Genomic DNA, 14,794 nt, shown 5'->3' on the forward strand with positions numbered 1-14,794 from the left:
GGAATTTCACTTTTAAGGCTACTTCAAAGATTCACAACGTTTTAGTGGCCCTGAGCATTTCCCGTTTTCCTGGTGGCCCTGGAAGTCGTTCCACAGTAAGTCCTACAGCCTGCATTGCCCTTCGCACACTGCCTTTGGCCGCATATGTCACCAATACTCCCCCTTTTTTGAGCGCTTTAAACATTTTGGCAAAAATGGCCTCTGTCCATAATTCCGGTTGCACCCTTGCTCCAAATGCATCAAAATAAATAAGATTATACATGTTACCATCCTCAATTTGCATAAAACCCTTTTGCTGTTTTAGTAAACAGAAATTCTTTGCTATGGCAATCTCCGCTTCCCATGGCGAACGGTGCATATTTTCAAAAACTCCCTGATGTCCATCAACTTGCAATTGGGAACAATAGTCCAAAGCTGCCACTTCATCCATTGAAACGGGATAGGCCTCAACCCCTACATAATTGATTTGAAGTCCATTTTTCTCCGCTTCTAACAGGGTTATCAAGGCATTCAAACCTGTACCAAAGCCAATCTCCAAGATTCTTATATCCGACAAAACCATATGCCTTAAACCATGTTCTATAAAAACATGATAAGCCTCTTGGATGGCTCCGTGTTTGGAGTGATATTGCTCGTTCCAATCCTCAAGATGGATGGTTTTAGAGCCGTCGGCCGTTGTTATAATCTTCCGCTTCAATGTATTGGATGGAATTACTACTGAAAATCAACAAATTAATCTTGGATTCCATTGCATAAGTTGCATCAAAAATGTTAAATACATAGTTGATTTTGAAAATCTTGAGATTTCGGGAACAAACTGCGTAAATTTAATTGAAAAGTAAGCAATACAAGGGTTTATTGTCTAATTTTATAGGTTCAAATTATTTGAAATGGAAACAATGACTAAAAATGTAACGGTAGAGAAGTCCAAAACTTCAAAAATCCATGATGTGGATTTTGACAACCTTTCCTTCGGAAGCGTCTATACGGATCATATGCTAGTCTGCGATTATGTGGATGGAGCATGGCAAACGCCTAAGGTAATTCCTTATCAGCCTATTAGCCTGGATCCTTCTGCCAAGATTTTCCATTACGGTCAGTCCATTTTTGAGGGCATGAAAGCTTATAAGGATGAAAATGGCAAAGCCTGGTTGTTTAGACCTTTGGAGAACTTTAAGCGGTTCAACAAGTCGGCCAAAAGATTGGCTATTCCTGAATTACCAGAATCCCATTTTATGGATGGCTTGACCACCCTTTTACAAGTTGAAAAAGATTGGATTCCGCAAAATCCCGGAAGCTCCCTATATGTTAGACCGTTTATCCTAGCTTCTGGAAATGGGTTCCATGCGTCCCCTGCGGATGAATACAAATTTATCATAGCCTGTGCCCCTTCCGGTGCCTATTTTTCTGGAAAGGTAAAAGTCTTGATAGAAGAAAAATACTCGCGTGCAGCCAATGGTGGTGTTGGGTATGCCAAGGCTGGAGGTAACTATGCCGGACAGTTCTATCCTACCCAACTGGCGGTTGAAAAAGGGTACCAGCAGGTGATATGGACAGATGACAACACCCATGAATATATTGAGGAAGCAGGTGCCATGAACATTTTTGTCCGTATTAACGATACCTTGATCACTGGCCCTACCAGCGATCGCATCTTGGATGGCATAACCCGTAAAAGCATCTTGCAAATAGCAGAGGACCAAGGTATAGCGACCGAGGTTCGGAAAATTACGGTTTCTGAGGTAGTGGAAGCTGCCAAAAATGGAAGCCTCAAGGAAATGTTCGGTGCAGGAACGGCAGCGGTAGTATCTCCCATTGCTGCGTTTGGTTATCAAGGAACTGATTATGAACTACCGGAGTTGGAGCAGAGTTACGCTTCCCAACTAAAACAATATATCACCGATATACAAAACAATCGGATTGAAGACAAATTTGACTGGAGATATCCAGTAGACTAAAAAAGAAAAGCGCCTTTCGGCGCTTTTTTTAATTGTTCAATATCCCTTCTATATTGGGTTTAAAGTAGTTGGGTCCTTTCAGCACTTTTCCATCTTCCCTGTAAATAGGATTACCATCCTCGCCCAATTTGCTCATATTGCTACGTTGTATTTCGTTAAAGACTTCCTCGATCTTGTGCTGCATTCCATGTTCCAAAATGGTTCCACATAAAATATAGAGCATATCTCCCAAGGCATCGGCCACTTCCACCAAATCTCCATCGTTGGCAGCTTCCAAATATTCTTTGTTTTCCTCATCCATCAGGTTGAAACGCAGTTTATTCTTTTCTGCTCCGAGATTGGCCTGGGGTTGCTGTTGTACTCCAAGTCCGAACGAATTATGGAACAATTCCACCGCTTTAATTTTGCTTTGCATTACTTTCTTTTGATTTAGCTTTGCATAAAAATAAACAATATGTTAAGCACCGGACAATTAATTTTTGCCGTACTCTTTTTCATTGCTTTTGTATTCGTAATCGCCTTCACATATAAAAAGGATAAGTCTTGGCATCGAAAAAACTATAAAGGGGTTCAATGGGTGTTGGCCACTTTTGTAATCTTCATAATTATCCTGTTTTTGATCAAGTACTTTCTTAAAAATTAACAGCTTTTTTGTTTTCACAACAAAAATGACATTGTTTACAACTTTAATCAGACTAAAGCATCGCTCCTATAGGAAAAGACGTACTTTTGTATTGCACCTGATTAGTAAAGACAAATGGTAACATTTTTCAGCCTCCTATTCATTTTGCTAGCAGTAAACGCAATTCTTTTGATTTTTAGCGTAAATGGAGCTGGCGAAAGGTTTAGAAAACCAATTCAGAAGATTTCGGAAACTTCGATCAGAAAAATGCTCCCCCGCGAACAGTCCGAGACCGATTTAAAGAAAGCTGTTTAGTTTGTACCTTTAAGGTATGAAACAGGTTCTTCTTGTTTTTTTGGGCGGTGGTTTAGGTAGTGCATTGCGCTATTTGATTTCCAAGCCGCTTAATATTGTATTTCATAATTTTTTCCTAGGGACTTTCTTGGTCAACATTGTTGGCTGTCTACTTATTGGTATTATTTTAGGTTTTTCTGCAAAGAACAATTTACTCACCTCCAACAACACACTGTTTCTAGCCACAGGATTTTGTGGCGGATTTACCACGTTCTCCGCCTTTGCCTTTGAAAAGCATACCTTAATAAAAAACAGCGAGCTTTTTCATTTTTCATTGTACACCCTCAGCAGCATAATTGTGGGGATATTGGCCATTGCCTTGGGCCTTTGGCTATCCAAGTTTTTGGATTAGTTATATTCTTTTAAAACTTCAATCACTTTTGTTGGATTCCGAACAATTCTATCGGAAAAACACCTATTCCATATAAAATATCCAAGTTTTTGGGCTTTGTATTAATAAAAAGTCATCAATAGTTGAATAAAACTCACTTCAAATTTGAGTACCCCTAATTTTATAGGGGTATTTTTTTAATAATTATAAAAATTATAGTTATACCCCGTCATTTTGAGGGGTTGGTAATGTTTTAACATATATTTGGCTCATCAATTAACTACTTAATTATGAAAAAAGTCGAGGCAATTATTAGAAAATCCAAATTCGACGAGGTGAAAAAAGCACTTCATGGGATTGAGGTCAACTTCTTTAGTTACTGGGATGTAACAGGAGTTGGAAATGAAAAACAAGGCCACGTGTATCGTGGTATTTCCTACAGTACTTCGGACATTCAAAGGAGGTACTTGGTTATTGTGGTATCGGATAGTTTTCTGGAACGTACCGTAAACACCCTTCTTGAATCAGCATCAACAGGAAATGTCGGGGATGGTAAAATCTTCGTATCCGATGTGATTGAGGCTTACAGGATCAGAACAAAGGAAAGCGGCAGTGCCGGTATTAACTAATCAACTAACCTTAACTACAATATTTAAAGATTATGGACGCAGGATTATTTACAGCGAATAACGTATGGATGATGATTTGTACCGCCTTGGTGTTCTTTATGCACCTTGGATTCTCTTTCTTGGAGATTGGACTTACTCGTCAGAAGAATACCGTGAACATTCTATTTAAGAATGTATTTATTATATGTGTTGGACTCCTATTATATTATATAGGTGGTTTTAACTTGATGTATCCAGGATTTGAGGATGGCGACGCAGGCTTCCTTAAGTTTGCTGGATTTGGAATTGCAGCCCCAGAAAATGGAATGACCCCTGAATATGCCGATGGTGGCTATACATGGTGGACCGATTTTCTCTTCCAAGGTATGTTTGCCGCAACAGCAGCAACCATTGTTTCTGGAGCCGTGGCTGAAAGAGTGAAGCTTAAAAGCTTTATGTTGTTTACGGTCATTTATGTTGGCTTGGTTTACCCAATTGTAGGTTCATGGCAATGGGGTGGCGGATTCCTTTCTTCCCTTGCTTTTGGTGAAGCAGAAGGTTTCTACGATTTTGCAGGTTCCACTTTGGTACACTCTGTTGGAGGATGGGGCGCACTGATCGCAATTTACCTATTGGGTGCGAGAATCGGAAAATTTGGAGAAGATGGAAAGCCAAAGGCCATTCCAGGACACAACCTTCCATTGGCAGCAGCTGGTGTTTTGATTCTTTGGTTGGGCTGGTTCGGATTCAACGGTGGTTCCGTACTATCTGCAGATCCAGAATTGACATCCCTAGTGCTTGTCACCACATCATTGGCAGCAGCAGCAGGTGGGGTATCCGCTTTCCTTACTTCTTTGTTCGCTTATAAAAACTACGATCTTACCATGTTCTTGAACGGAATCTTGGGCGGATTGGTTGGAATTACAGCAGGTGCGGACCAAATGTCCCCCAACGAAGCGGTAATCATCGGACTTATAGCAGGTGTGGTCATTGTAGCAGGAGTTGCATTGATCGACAAGCTTAAATTGGACGACCCAGTAGGTGCCGTTGCGGTTCACTTGATCTGTGGTATGTGGGGTACGCTTGCCGTTGGAATCTTTGGCGACCTTGCCGGGTTTGACCAGTTCTTGGTACAATTGGCCGGTGTAGGAGCTGCAGCAACATTCTGCTCCCTAACTGCATTTATCATTCTATTTACCATTAAAAAGGTATCTGGTATCCGAGTGGACGAAAAAGAAGAGCTACAAGGATTGGATATTCACGAGCATGGGATGGACGCTTATGCCGACTTTAGAATGAACCAACATTAAAAAATAAAAGGAAACGGAGCGTTTGGCAGAACGCTCCGTTAAATAACCTTTTTCACTGTACAAATCTCAATTAAATACCAATTAATGCTTCAGCATTGAGGCACCTTAATATTTAAGATTATGAAAACGATTATCAGCACAAAATACATAAAAAAAATAGCTTTTATAGCGCTAGCAAGTATCCCAGTATTGGCCTTCGCACAAGAGGAAGAAGAAGCCAAAACTACATTTGAATTTAGTGGAACGGTTGATGCCTATTATCGCACCAACTTGACTGCACCCAATGGAGAGGACGCCATTGCCCCAGGCTCTTCTTTTGCCAATTTGGATGGCTTTTCACTAGGTATGGCCAATATTATAGCTGCCTACGAAGGAGATAAGGTGGGTTTTGTGGCAGATTTGGTGTTCGGCCCAAGGGGAACGGACGCTATCTTTGCCTCCCCCATGTACTCCGCTACTGGCGATATTGTTAACCAATTGTACGTATACTGGAATGTAAGTGAAGATGTAACCCTTACGTTTGGTAACTTCAACACCTTCTTGGGATACGAAGTAATTTCACCCGCAGCCAACTTTAACTACAGCACTTCCTATTTGTTCTCTTACGGTCCTTTTAGCCATACCGGTTTAAAAGCGGACTTTGATCTTGGGAACGATTGGAGCGCAATGTTGGCGGTAATGAATCCTACGGATTTGACAGAGCTTAACGGAACAGGAGACTATGCCGTTGGTGCCCAGTTGGGATACTCTGGTCAGTTCCTGAACTTCCTGTATAGCCAAGGCGGATTTGAGGTTGACTTTACCGGTGGGTTTGATGTATCTGAAGATTTCTTTTTGGGGGTAAATGCAGCTCACTTTAGCCAGGAAGACAATGGCGGAAGCTTTACTGGAGTTGCTCTTTATCCGCAATTGGCCACATCTGACAACTTCACCATTGGCTTAAGAGGTGAATATTTTACAACCAGTGACGGATTTGACGACGTAGCTGGTATTGGTGCCTTTGGGGACACGGATGATGGAAGTGTTTTTGCCGTTACCTTGACGGGAAGTGCCACTGTTGGCGATTTGATTTTAAAGCCTGAAATCAGATTGGACAGCACTTCGGAAGATGCATTTATAGACAATGATATGGAAGCCACAGGTAGTTTGGCATCCGTTCTTTTTGCCGCAATTTACTCTTTCTAGAAAACCATAAGTTCTGACTATTTTGATTTAAAGCCCTTCTTCCTCCGGAAGTTGGGCTTTTTTATTCCTTGACAAAGTCTTTCACTCCTGCTCTCACATTAGTTCTCAAATAATTTTGCCTTGGCACTAGAGGGCAGGAGTACTTTTTATTATACACACAATAGGGATTGTACGCCTTGTTAAAGTCGATAACTATCAAATCTCCTTTGGGAATCGTTAAATCGATGTAACGTCCGCCTCCATACGTTTCATTTCCGTTGGTATTATCCAAAAATGGCAGGAAAAGGTAATCTTCAAATCCCTCATCAGGTTCGTCCATACTTTGATAAATTTCCAACTGGTATGGCGTACCATGGAGTTCAAAATGCGCGATGCCATACACCACTTCATTCCTATGGTCATTGGTTGTGGTCTTCATCAAAAAGGGAATGGCTTCTGGTGTGCGCTCCAATTTGGCTTTGACGATATAGGTCGTGTCCGGTTCATAAAAATCCAACCTATTAAAGTCTTTACGGTACCGATCGGGCAAAGGTGAGCTCTCAGGATTTCTGAAAGAGGCATTTAAGCCATCCTGGAATTCTAGAATATCCTGAACCAAGTTGGACTCCGTTTTAACTTGCTTGACTTCCCTGTGGTATTTTTTATCCGACTTGCAAGCCATAACCAAACAACAGGCAAGAAGCACCAAATATTTCATCCTCCTATTTTTTGCTGTAAAAGTAGCGGAAATCAATTTGAATAGTACCTTAGCATTCCTTCTAATTCAAAATGCATCCAGATATGACCAGAATCCTCATGGTACTTTGCCTTTCCGTTGTCTTTTTTTCCTGTGGGGAAAGAAAGGAACCCAAATTAACTGCAGAACCAGCAAACCGGGTTTTCCCCAAACTTGAGGCTAATCGGTACAATGTTGCATTCTTGATTATGGACGGGGTCTACAATACTGAGTTTACCGCTCCATTTGATATTTTTCAGCACACCCAATACCGTAAAAATATCAAGGCCATGAACACTTTTACCGTGGCCAATACCCTGGAGCCAATCACCTCTTTTGAAGGGGTTCGGATTTTACCGGATTTTGATTATACCCAAGATTCCATTCCGAACATTGACATTTTGGTGGTACCCAGCGCCGAACACCATTTGGACACAGACCTGGAAGATACGCGTATGCTTGATTTTGTAAAGAAAATAAATAAGAACGCCCAATTCGTTACCTCCCATTGCGATGGTGCATTTGTATTGGCAAAAGCAGGTATTCTTGACGAAGTTGCATCCACTACTTTTCCCAGTGATATTCCCAAATACAAAACCATGTTTCCCCATTTAAACGTTAAGGACAATGTGCTTTTTGTGCATGACGGTAAATACATCACATCTGCTGGTGGAGCCAAAAGTTTTGAAGCGGCCCTTTATCTCTGTGAGTATTTGTACGGGAAAGAAATTGCCGAATCTATAGCTGGAGGATTGGTAATTGACTGGAAATTGGAGGATGTTCCAAGGTTTATTGCTCCTTGATGTTATAGCGGGCATCTTTTAAATATTCCGATACCAACTTATTAAATTTAGGGTTGATGCGGAGTAAGGCGGTATGTTCCAAGCCGTATAATCTATCCTTGTCATTAAAGCCCTTTTTAAGTGCTTCTTCCAAGTAGAACAAAGCTGTGCCAAAATCCTCGTTTTTGGAACTCAAGGAAATGATCTTCATATAGAAGTCGAAATTATCCGGCTCCAAGATGGTCTTCAGCATAAACAGGAAGGCCAGTGCATCTTCATCAATCAAGTCCTCGGACTGTACAATATCAATGTTATCCTCTGCCAAGGCATTGATATATCCCAATAGCCGATGCCCCATTTCACGTTCAGCCTTACTGGAACCTTCGATAAATTTGCTGATTTCACTTCGTTGGAAATTCCACCATCCCAAATTGTTGAAATTGTAGGTTATCAAGTCCTCATCCATATAATAAAGATAGTCCTCTTTGAGTAGGGATTCTTTTAAAAAGGCAGCACTTTCAGACCTTTTCATACTCCTGTACATTTTGTTCCTTCGAATGTCTCTTTGTACCATTCTCAAGGAGTCCAAATTTTTGTATGCCCCATAGGCACCCATCATCTCGCCCAAATACTGTTCCGCCAATAATAGTTTTAGGGAATTTTTTAATCGTCCCGCCTGGGTCACATCGCTTTTGTAAGATCCATCAATATATGCAGAATCCTTAGCCACTAACCCCTTGCGCATTGCTGCCAGGGTAAATAAGCGCAATGATCTTTTAAGGTAGGATGGGTCTGGCCACAATTTATCTCCAGAATGAATCAATACCTGATTGGGAAATCTATACCGATCCAAAATCTTTTTCACAGACAGTAGGCCCGGATAGTTATAATCCTTTTTATTCACTATTCCGATAAAATGAAAGGGACGTCTGATGCTCAACAACTCAGTATTGGTAATGCTGGCCCCAATGGAAATTGCCCCGCTCACATCTTTGGACAAAATGGGGACCAAATTGGCATACCTACCTCCCGATCCCGCTCCTGCCGTATAGATCCTAGATTTTTGAATGGGCAATAAGTCCATTACCTTTTGCACGGTTTGGGTAGTTTTTACCATGTTATCGGCCAAGGAAGCAGTATCCCTTACCTGAGGTGCCGCCAACACGTAACCTTCATCTTCAGCGGCATGTACAAACATGGAAAGTGCCTGTATCTCTTTTCCATCCAGATCGAACACCACTAACAGCGGCCATGTCTTATCCGTTGAAAATGAGGTGGGCAAATACAGTGAAAAAGTTTCAGAGATGGAATCGTTTACTGGAAGAGCTTCCAAGATGGTTCCCTTTTTCAGTACCATTTGTTGGGAAAAAACACCTTGTGCAATACAAGTGGCAAGAAAAAGTAAAGCGAGATTTTTTTTCATATTCCTTTCACAACAAAAACCCCGCCAAAACGGGAATATTATAAGGTCTCCTAAAAATAATCGAAAATGATCAGTAAACCTTACCGTTTTTGATTGGGGCATTGGAAATTACATCAGACAATACAATATGCGTCCGGCATTCCCCATAAACGATAAGCTGGTCAATGAATTTTTCCAGATGAGACTGGTCTTTCAACACCACTTCCATGATAATGTTCTCATTTCCCGTAATCCGATAACAATTGACCACTTCTTGGAAGTTATCCACCTTATTTAAAAAAGGCTTTAGCTTTCCCATAAATGCCCGAAGCATAATGATTGCTTTAAGCTGATGCCCTGCCAAGGCGTAAGAAACTTTGGTTTCATACGCTTCAATAACACCAAGATCTTCCATCTTCTTTACCCGCTCTGCCACCGCAGGTGGTGTAAGACCAATTCTACGACCAATATTGGCAAAAGTCTCCCTTGCATTTTCTTGTAAACAAGCTAGAATTTGCCAGTTTAATTCATCTATCTTCATATATAAAGTAAAAACGAATAAAATTTAATATTTTAAAGCATATGTATTATATTGCTTTTGATACCAAAGTTAGGTTATCTTTTTCATATGTAATTTTATAGGACAAAATTGCTTTTGAAAAAATGGAGAAAAATTCTTTAAATTCTCTTGGAGTATATCGTAAATCTTTGGCCCTTCGCGACTTGAGTGAGGCCGTTGCCTATTATTTTTCGTACAATAGAGACTTGTTATCACTTAAGAAAATTGGTAGTTTCCGGGATGATGTAATGCAATCCCTAATGACCGATGCCGTTCAAATCACCAAGGAGGTGGAACATGTTGCGCTTAGCAACTCTTACGCTTCACGTATGAGAAGCCTTAGTTTCATCAATGTGATGACCAAAAACATCTTGGCCTATTGCAATGGCTTGGAGCGGGATGGTGTCAAAGAAAAAGAATACCTGAATCTTTTGCGCAGGGAAATTAAAATCTTTAGAGTTTCCTTTAAAAAGTGGCGAAAATCTTTCCAAAACGGAAACGACTAACAAAATTCTCCTTTACATATTCCGTCGATATTGACCTCCAACTTGGAACAGGGCATTGGTAATCTGGCCTAGGGAACATGCTTTGGCCACTTCCATCAATTGCTCAAAAATGTTCTCATTCCTAATCGCGGTTTGCTGCAGCTCTTTTAGCAAGTGATTTGCCCTATTCGCATGTCCATTGTGTAGATTTTCCAGGGTTTTGATTTGATTTTGCTTTTCCGCTTCCGTAGCCCTGATGACCTCGGCTGGCAATATGGTAGGTGAACCCTTGGAACTCAGGAAGGTATTGACCCCAATAATAGGATATTCCCCCGTATGTTTCAAAGTTTCATAATGTAAACTTTCCTCCTGAATTTTGGAACGTTGATACATGGTTTCCATAGCGCCCAGTACCCCGCCCCGTTCGGTGATTCGGTCAAATTCCAGTAGTACCGCTTCCTCTACCAAATCGGTCAGTTCCTCAATAATGAACGAACCTTGCATAGGGTTTTCGTTTTTGGCCAAGCCCAATTCCTTGTTGATGATCAACTGAATGGCCATGGCCCTTCTAACGGATTCCTCAGTGGGTGTTGTAATGGCTTCGTCATAGGCGTTGGTGTGCAAGGAATTGCAGTTGTCGTAAATGGCATAAAGCGCTTGAAGCGTAGTCCGGATATCATTGAAATCGATTTCTTGGGCATGCAAGCTTCTTCCAGAAGTTTGAATATGATATTTTAACATCTGTGCCCTGGGGTTGGCCCCATATTTTTCTCTCATGGCCTTAGCCCAGATTCTGCGGGCTACCCTGCCAATAACTGCATATTCGGGATCTACTCCGTTTGAAAAGAAAAAAGAAAGGTTAGGGCCAAACTGGTTGATGTCCATTCCCCTACTCAAATAGTATTCCACATAAGTAAAGCCATTGGACAATGTAAATGCCAACTGGGTAATGGGGTTGGCCCCAGCTTCGGCTATATGGTATCCGGAAATGGATACGGAATAAAAATTGCGCACCTGGTTGGCAATAAAATACGCTTGGACATCGCCCATAAGGCGCAGGGCAAATTCCGTAGAAAAGATGCAGGTATTTTGCGCCTGGTCCTCCTTCAAGATATCAGCTTGCACTGTACCCCTAACCTGACCCAAGGTTTCCAATTTTATCTTCTCATAAACATCTTTAGGCAGCACTTCTTCTCCTGTGACACCGAGCAACATTAACCCCAATCCATTGTTACCTTCTGGAAGTTCCCCAATATATTGGGGTCTTTCCATCTTCCTTTCTGCAAAGATTTTTTCAAGCTTTTGGTCCACCTCTTTATCCAACCCTTTTTGCTTGATAAATTTCTCGCAATTTTGGTCGATTGCGGCGTTCATAAAAAAGGCCAAGAGCATGGGAGCTGGACCGTTGATGGTCATACTGACCGAGGTCATTGGGTCACATAAATCGAATCCAGAGTATAACTTCTTAGCATCATCCAAACAACATATGGAAACTCCGGCATTCCCAATTTTTCCATAAATATCTGGTCGGTGATCCGGATCACTTCCGTACAAGGTCACAGAATCAAAAGCGGTTGAAAGTCGTTTGGCTGGCATATCCAAACTCACGTAGTGGAATCGGCGATTGGTCCGCTCTGGGCCACCTTCCCCGGCAAACATTCGGGTTGGGTCCTCTCCTTCCCGTTTAAAAGGATATAATCCAGCAGTGAAAGGAAATTCCCCCGGTACATTCTCCTGCAGATTCCAGCTTAAAATGTCGCCCCAAGCCTTGTACCTTGGCAAAGCCACCTTTGGAATCTGACTCGCGGACAAGGAAGTGGTATGGGTCTGAATCTTTACTTCCCTACCTCTTACATCAAAAGAGTAGGTTTCAGATTTGTATCGATTGACCTTCTTTTTCCATTGCAGTATAATTTCCCAGTTATGCGGGTCCAAGTTCATTTTTACTTTATCAAATTCTTTGATCATAAGGGCAATAAAATCCTTTTCATTTTCATTTTTCAGAAAGGTATAAACCTTCTCCTCATCCAAGCCTCTTTTAGAAAGCAAATTGGACTGCGCCTCATTTTCATCCAAGTCAAGTATTGATGTCAAAGTCAAGAAAATGCCATAAAGTTTTTGTGCGATTTTCGTTTGGGATGCCACCCGAATATCATAAGAACGGTTATTCTCCGCAATTTCGGACAAGTATCGGGTTCGGGCAGGGGGTATTACAAAAATCTTCTCCGACATTTCATCTGAAATAGCCCAGTTGGATTTTAGAGGGGTATTGGTTTTGTTGACCAAAGTGTCCATGACCACTTTGTACAACTGATTCATCCCAGGGTCATTAAATTGGGAAGCTATTGTTCCATATATAGGAAGGTCATCTTCTTTGGCATCCCACAGTCCGTGGTTACGCATGTATTGTTTTTTGACATCCCTGAGGGCATCCAGAGCCCCTCTTTTGTCAAACTTGTTGATGGCAACAACATCAGCAAAATCGAGCATATCAATTTTTTCCAATTGGGTAGCCGCCCCAAATTCCGGGGTCATCACATAAAGGGAAACATCGCTATGCTCCAAGATCTCCGTATCAGATTGTCCAATTCCCGAAGTTTCCAAAATAATCAGATCATACTGGGCCGCCTTCAATACCTGTACAGCCTCTGCTACATGTTTGGACAAGGCAAGATTGGATTGTCTTGTGGCAAGGGATCGCATGTAAACCCGCTCGTCACTAATGGCATTCATCCGTATGCGGTCACCGAGCAAAGCACCTCCTGTTTTTCGTTTGGATGGATCCACAGAAATGATTCCTATATGCTTGTCCTCGAAATCATTTAGGAACCGCCTGACCAGCTCATCCACCAAGCTCGATTTTCCAGCCCCACCCGTTCCTGTGATTCCCAACACGGGCACATTAGCGATGGATTTTGTAAATTTTTGCTGGTGTTTTTCAAATTCGTCGTGTCTATTTTCAGCCAAGGAAATTAAACGCGCCAAGGTATTCACCTGCTTGTCGGTTAGTAATTTTTCTAGCTTTTTTCCTTTGGGAATCTGTAAATCTGGTACGGGTGAATCACATCGCTCCACCAAATCATTGATCATGCCCTGTAAACCCATTTCCCTACCATCATCCGGGGAATAAATCCGCTCAATGCCATAAGCCATTAAGGCTTCAATTTCTGATGGAAGGATTACGCCGCCACCACCGCCAAAAATCTTGATGTGCCATGCCCCTCGTTCATTGAGCAAATCAAACATATACCTAAAATATTCATTGTGTCCTCCTTGGTAGGAGGTCATGGCAATGGCATTTGCATCTTCCTGGATAGCACAATCCACCACTTCGGCTACGCTTCTATCATGTCCCAAATGGATGACTTCAACCCCCGTGGACTGAATAATCCTGCGCATAATATTGATTGCAGCATCATGTCCATCGAACAGCGAAGCTGCGGTCACAATTCTCACTTTATTTTTAGGAGTGTATGGCTTCAATTGTTTCATTGGCAATAAAGACTCATAATTTGCCCTGCAATTTACGGAAAATGCAGGCTAAAATCGGTTTTGTTTCGAATTTTATAAAAATTCACCGACATAAGGCTTGCTTTTTCTGAATATCATAATTTTATCGGGTTAATTCAACAGCATGAAGCTTACCATACTTATTCATTGTGCCGATCAACCGGGAATCATAAGTTCCGTAACCCGGTTCATCCATAAAAAAAAGGGCAACATTATTTATTTGGACCAACATGTGGACAAGGAAGCAGGAGTGTTCTTTATGCGTTTGGAAAGTGAATTTGAGCAAGGCATTGATTTATCCGGGTTTAAAAGCGACTTTGATGGGGAACTGGCCAAAAGCTATCAAATGGAATGGGGCATATATGCGGATGGGATAAAACCGAAAATGGCCGTTTTTGTCTCTAAATACAACCATTGTCTGTATGATCTATTGAGCCGTTACAATTCTGGTGAACTTCAAGTGGACATCCCCTTTATTTTAAGCAATCATCCCGATTTGGCCTATATAGCAGCCCAGTTTGACATCCCATTTTTTCATGTACCCTTCAATAAAGACATTAGGGAAAATGCGGAAGAAGAACAACTACAACTTTTAAAGCAGCATGATGTTGATTTTATCGTACTTGCCCGTTACATGCAGATTGTGTCTACCAAGGTAATTGACGTTTTTCCGCACAAAATTATTAACATTCACCATTCATTTTTACCAGCTTTTGCTGGGGCCAAACCATACCATGCCGCATTTGAAAGAGGTGTAAAGATTATTGGCGCCACAAGCCACTATGTTACGGAAGAGTTGGATGCAGGCCCTATTATTGAGCAGGATGTTACCACAGTTTCACATTCACATTCCATAAAAGATTTTATTGCCAAAGGCCGAGATCTTGAGAAGATTGTGCTTTCCAGGGCGGTCCACCTACATGTAGCCCGAAAAACCATTGTCTACAATAATAAGACGGTGATTTTTTCATAA

At 41.5% G+C, this 14,794-nt stretch carries 14 protein-coding genes; 8 read left to right on the forward strand and 6 right to left on the reverse strand.

What is annotated here, in order from left to right:
- Window positions 1-31 precede the first annotated feature (31 nt).
- Window positions 32-697: a tRNA (5-methylaminomethyl-2-thiouridine)(34)-methyltransferase MnmC2 gene (gene mnmC2, locus FGG15_RS06830; protein ID WP_138834555.1), complete on the reverse strand. Its 666-nt coding sequence runs from the start codon at window positions 695-697 to the stop codon at window positions 32-34.
- 202 nt (window positions 698-899) lie between these two features.
- On the opposite strand from mnmC2, the gene FGG15_RS06835 reads away from it, so the two are divergent.
- A complete protein-coding gene (locus tag FGG15_RS06835; protein WP_138835420.1) occupies window positions 900-1,958 on the forward strand; it encodes a branched-chain amino acid aminotransferase in 1,059 nt (352 codons plus the stop codon).
- 28 nt (window positions 1,959-1,986) lie between these two features.
- On the opposite strand, the gene FGG15_RS06840 is transcribed toward FGG15_RS06835, so the two are convergent.
- Window positions 1,987-2,373 carry a pyrophosphohydrolase domain-containing protein gene (locus FGG15_RS06840; protein WP_138834557.1) on the reverse strand — a complete coding sequence of 129 codons (387 nt, stop codon included), beginning with the start codon at window positions 2,371-2,373 and terminating at the stop codon, window positions 1,987-1,989.
- Between the two features lie 538 nt (window positions 2,374-2,911).
- Here FGG15_RS06840 and crcB point away from each other — a divergent pair.
- The 4 genes from crcB (at window position 2,912) to FGG15_RS06870 (ending at window position 6,368) form a co-directional block, all read left to right on the forward strand.
- Complete coding sequence (gene crcB / locus FGG15_RS06855) at window positions 2,912-3,286, forward strand: fluoride efflux transporter CrcB (RefSeq protein WP_138834563.1); 375 nt, start codon at window positions 2,912-2,914, stop codon at window positions 3,284-3,286.
- A 269-nt stretch (window positions 3,287-3,555) separates the two neighbouring features.
- Window positions 3,556-3,894 carry a P-II family nitrogen regulator gene (locus FGG15_RS06860; RefSeq protein WP_138834565.1) on the forward strand — a complete coding sequence of 113 codons (339 nt, stop codon included), beginning with the start codon at window positions 3,556-3,558 and terminating at the stop codon, window positions 3,892-3,894.
- Between the two features lie 32 nt (window positions 3,895-3,926).
- Window positions 3,927-5,183, forward strand: coding sequence for an ammonium transporter (locus FGG15_RS06865; protein ID WP_138834567.1), 1,257 nt, complete (start codon window positions 3,927-3,929; stop codon window positions 5,181-5,183).
- A gap of 120 nt (window positions 5,184-5,303) precedes the next feature.
- Window positions 5,304-6,368 carry an outer membrane beta-barrel protein gene (locus tag FGG15_RS06870; protein WP_138834569.1) on the forward strand — a complete coding sequence of 355 codons (1,065 nt, stop codon included), beginning with the start codon at window positions 5,304-5,306 and terminating at the stop codon, window positions 6,366-6,368.
- 61 nt (window positions 6,369-6,429) lie between these two features.
- Here FGG15_RS06870 and FGG15_RS06875 read toward each other — a convergent pair whose 3' ends face one another.
- Window positions 6,430-7,065 (reverse strand): DUF1684 domain-containing protein, encoded by a 636-nt coding sequence (locus tag FGG15_RS06875; protein ID WP_138834571.1) that lies wholly within the window; start codon window positions 7,063-7,065, stop codon window positions 6,430-6,432.
- An 83-nt stretch (window positions 7,066-7,148) separates the two neighbouring features.
- On the opposite strand from FGG15_RS06875, the gene FGG15_RS06880 reads away from it, so the two are divergent.
- The gene (locus tag FGG15_RS06880) at window positions 7,149-7,886 is read left to right on the forward strand and encodes a DJ-1/PfpI family protein (protein WP_138834573.1); all 738 of its coding nucleotides are present in this window, start codon (window positions 7,149-7,151) and stop codon (window positions 7,884-7,886) included.
- Here FGG15_RS06880 and FGG15_RS06885 read toward each other — a convergent pair.
- A complete protein-coding gene (locus FGG15_RS06885) occupies window positions 7,873-9,288 on the reverse strand; it encodes an alpha/beta hydrolase (RefSeq protein WP_138834575.1) in 1,416 nt (471 codons plus the stop codon). The two genes, FGG15_RS06880 and FGG15_RS06885, sit on opposite strands and share 14 nt — an antisense overlap.
- Before the next feature lie 70 nt (window positions 9,289-9,358).
- Window positions 9,359-9,808: an Lrp/AsnC family transcriptional regulator gene (locus FGG15_RS06890; RefSeq protein WP_138834577.1), complete on the reverse strand. Its 450-nt coding sequence runs from the start codon at window positions 9,806-9,808 to the stop codon at window positions 9,359-9,361.
- A gap of 122 nt (window positions 9,809-9,930) precedes the next feature.
- On the opposite strand from FGG15_RS06890, the gene FGG15_RS06895 reads away from it, so the two are divergent.
- The gene (locus FGG15_RS06895; RefSeq protein ID WP_138834579.1) at window positions 9,931-10,332 is read left to right on the forward strand and encodes a hypothetical protein; all 402 of its coding nucleotides are present in this window, start codon (window positions 9,931-9,933) and stop codon (window positions 10,330-10,332) included.
- A 12-nt stretch (window positions 10,333-10,344) separates the two neighbouring features.
- Here FGG15_RS06895 and FGG15_RS06900 read toward each other — a convergent pair whose 3' ends face one another.
- The gene (locus FGG15_RS06900) at window positions 10,345-13,803 is read right to left on the reverse strand and encodes a methylmalonyl-CoA mutase family protein (RefSeq protein ID WP_138834581.1); all 3,459 of its coding nucleotides are present in this window, start codon (window positions 13,801-13,803) and stop codon (window positions 10,345-10,347) included.
- Window positions 13,804-13,945: 142 nt separating this feature from the next.
- Here FGG15_RS06900 and purU point away from each other — a divergent pair, with 142 nt between their 5' ends.
- Window positions 13,946-14,794, forward strand: coding sequence for a formyltetrahydrofolate deformylase (gene purU, locus FGG15_RS06905; RefSeq protein WP_138834583.1), 849 nt, complete (start codon window positions 13,946-13,948; stop codon window positions 14,792-14,794).

It is taken from the genome of Flagellimonas algicola (genome assembly GCF_005937185.1).
In the GTDB taxonomy this organism is placed as follows: Bacteria; Bacteroidota; Bacteroidia; order Flavobacteriales; family Flavobacteriaceae; genus Flagellimonas; species Flagellimonas algicola.

Excerpts from the sequence above, each read along its gene's own strand:
- FGG15_RS06875 (WP_138834571.1), bottom strand. The coding sequence starts at position 7,065 with ATGAAATATTTGGTGCTTCTTGCCTGTTGTTTGGTTATGGCTTGCAAG.
- FGG15_RS06870 (WP_138834569.1), top strand. The coding sequence starts at position 5,304 with ATGAAAACGATTATCAGCACAAAATACATAAAAAAAATAGCTTTTATA.
- FGG15_RS06900 (WP_138834581.1), bottom strand. The coding sequence starts at position 13,803 with ATGAAACAATTGAAGCCATACACTCCTAAAAATAAAGTGAGAATTGTG.
- FGG15_RS06860 (WP_138834565.1), top strand. The coding sequence starts at position 3,556 with ATGAAAAAAGTCGAGGCAATTATTAGAAAATCCAAATTCGACGAGGTG.
- FGG15_RS06835 (WP_138835420.1), top strand. The coding sequence starts at position 900 with ATGACTAAAAATGTAACGGTAGAGAAGTCCAAAACTTCAAAAATCCAT.
- FGG15_RS06880 (WP_138834573.1), top strand. The coding sequence starts at position 7,149 with ATGACCAGAATCCTCATGGTACTTTGCCTTTCCGTTGTCTTTTTTTCC.
- FGG15_RS06885 (WP_138834575.1), bottom strand. The coding sequence starts at position 9,288 with ATGAAAAAAAATCTCGCTTTACTTTTTCTTGCCACTTGTATTGCACAA.
- FGG15_RS06890 (WP_138834577.1), bottom strand. The coding sequence starts at position 9,808 with ATGAAGATAGATGAATTAAACTGGCAAATTCTAGCTTGTTTACAAGAA.
- crcB (WP_138834563.1), top strand. The coding sequence starts at position 2,912 with ATGAAACAGGTTCTTCTTGTTTTTTTGGGCGGTGGTTTAGGTAGTGCA.
- purU (WP_138834583.1), top strand. The coding sequence starts at position 13,946 with ATGAAGCTTACCATACTTATTCATTGTGCCGATCAACCGGGAATCATA.
- FGG15_RS06895 (WP_138834579.1), top strand. The coding sequence starts at position 9,931 with ATGGAGAAAAATTCTTTAAATTCTCTTGGAGTATATCGTAAATCTTTG.
- FGG15_RS06840 (WP_138834557.1), bottom strand. The coding sequence starts at position 2,373 with ATGCAAAGCAAAATTAAAGCGGTGGAATTGTTCCATAATTCGTTCGGA.
- FGG15_RS06865 (WP_138834567.1), top strand. The coding sequence starts at position 3,927 with ATGGACGCAGGATTATTTACAGCGAATAACGTATGGATGATGATTTGT.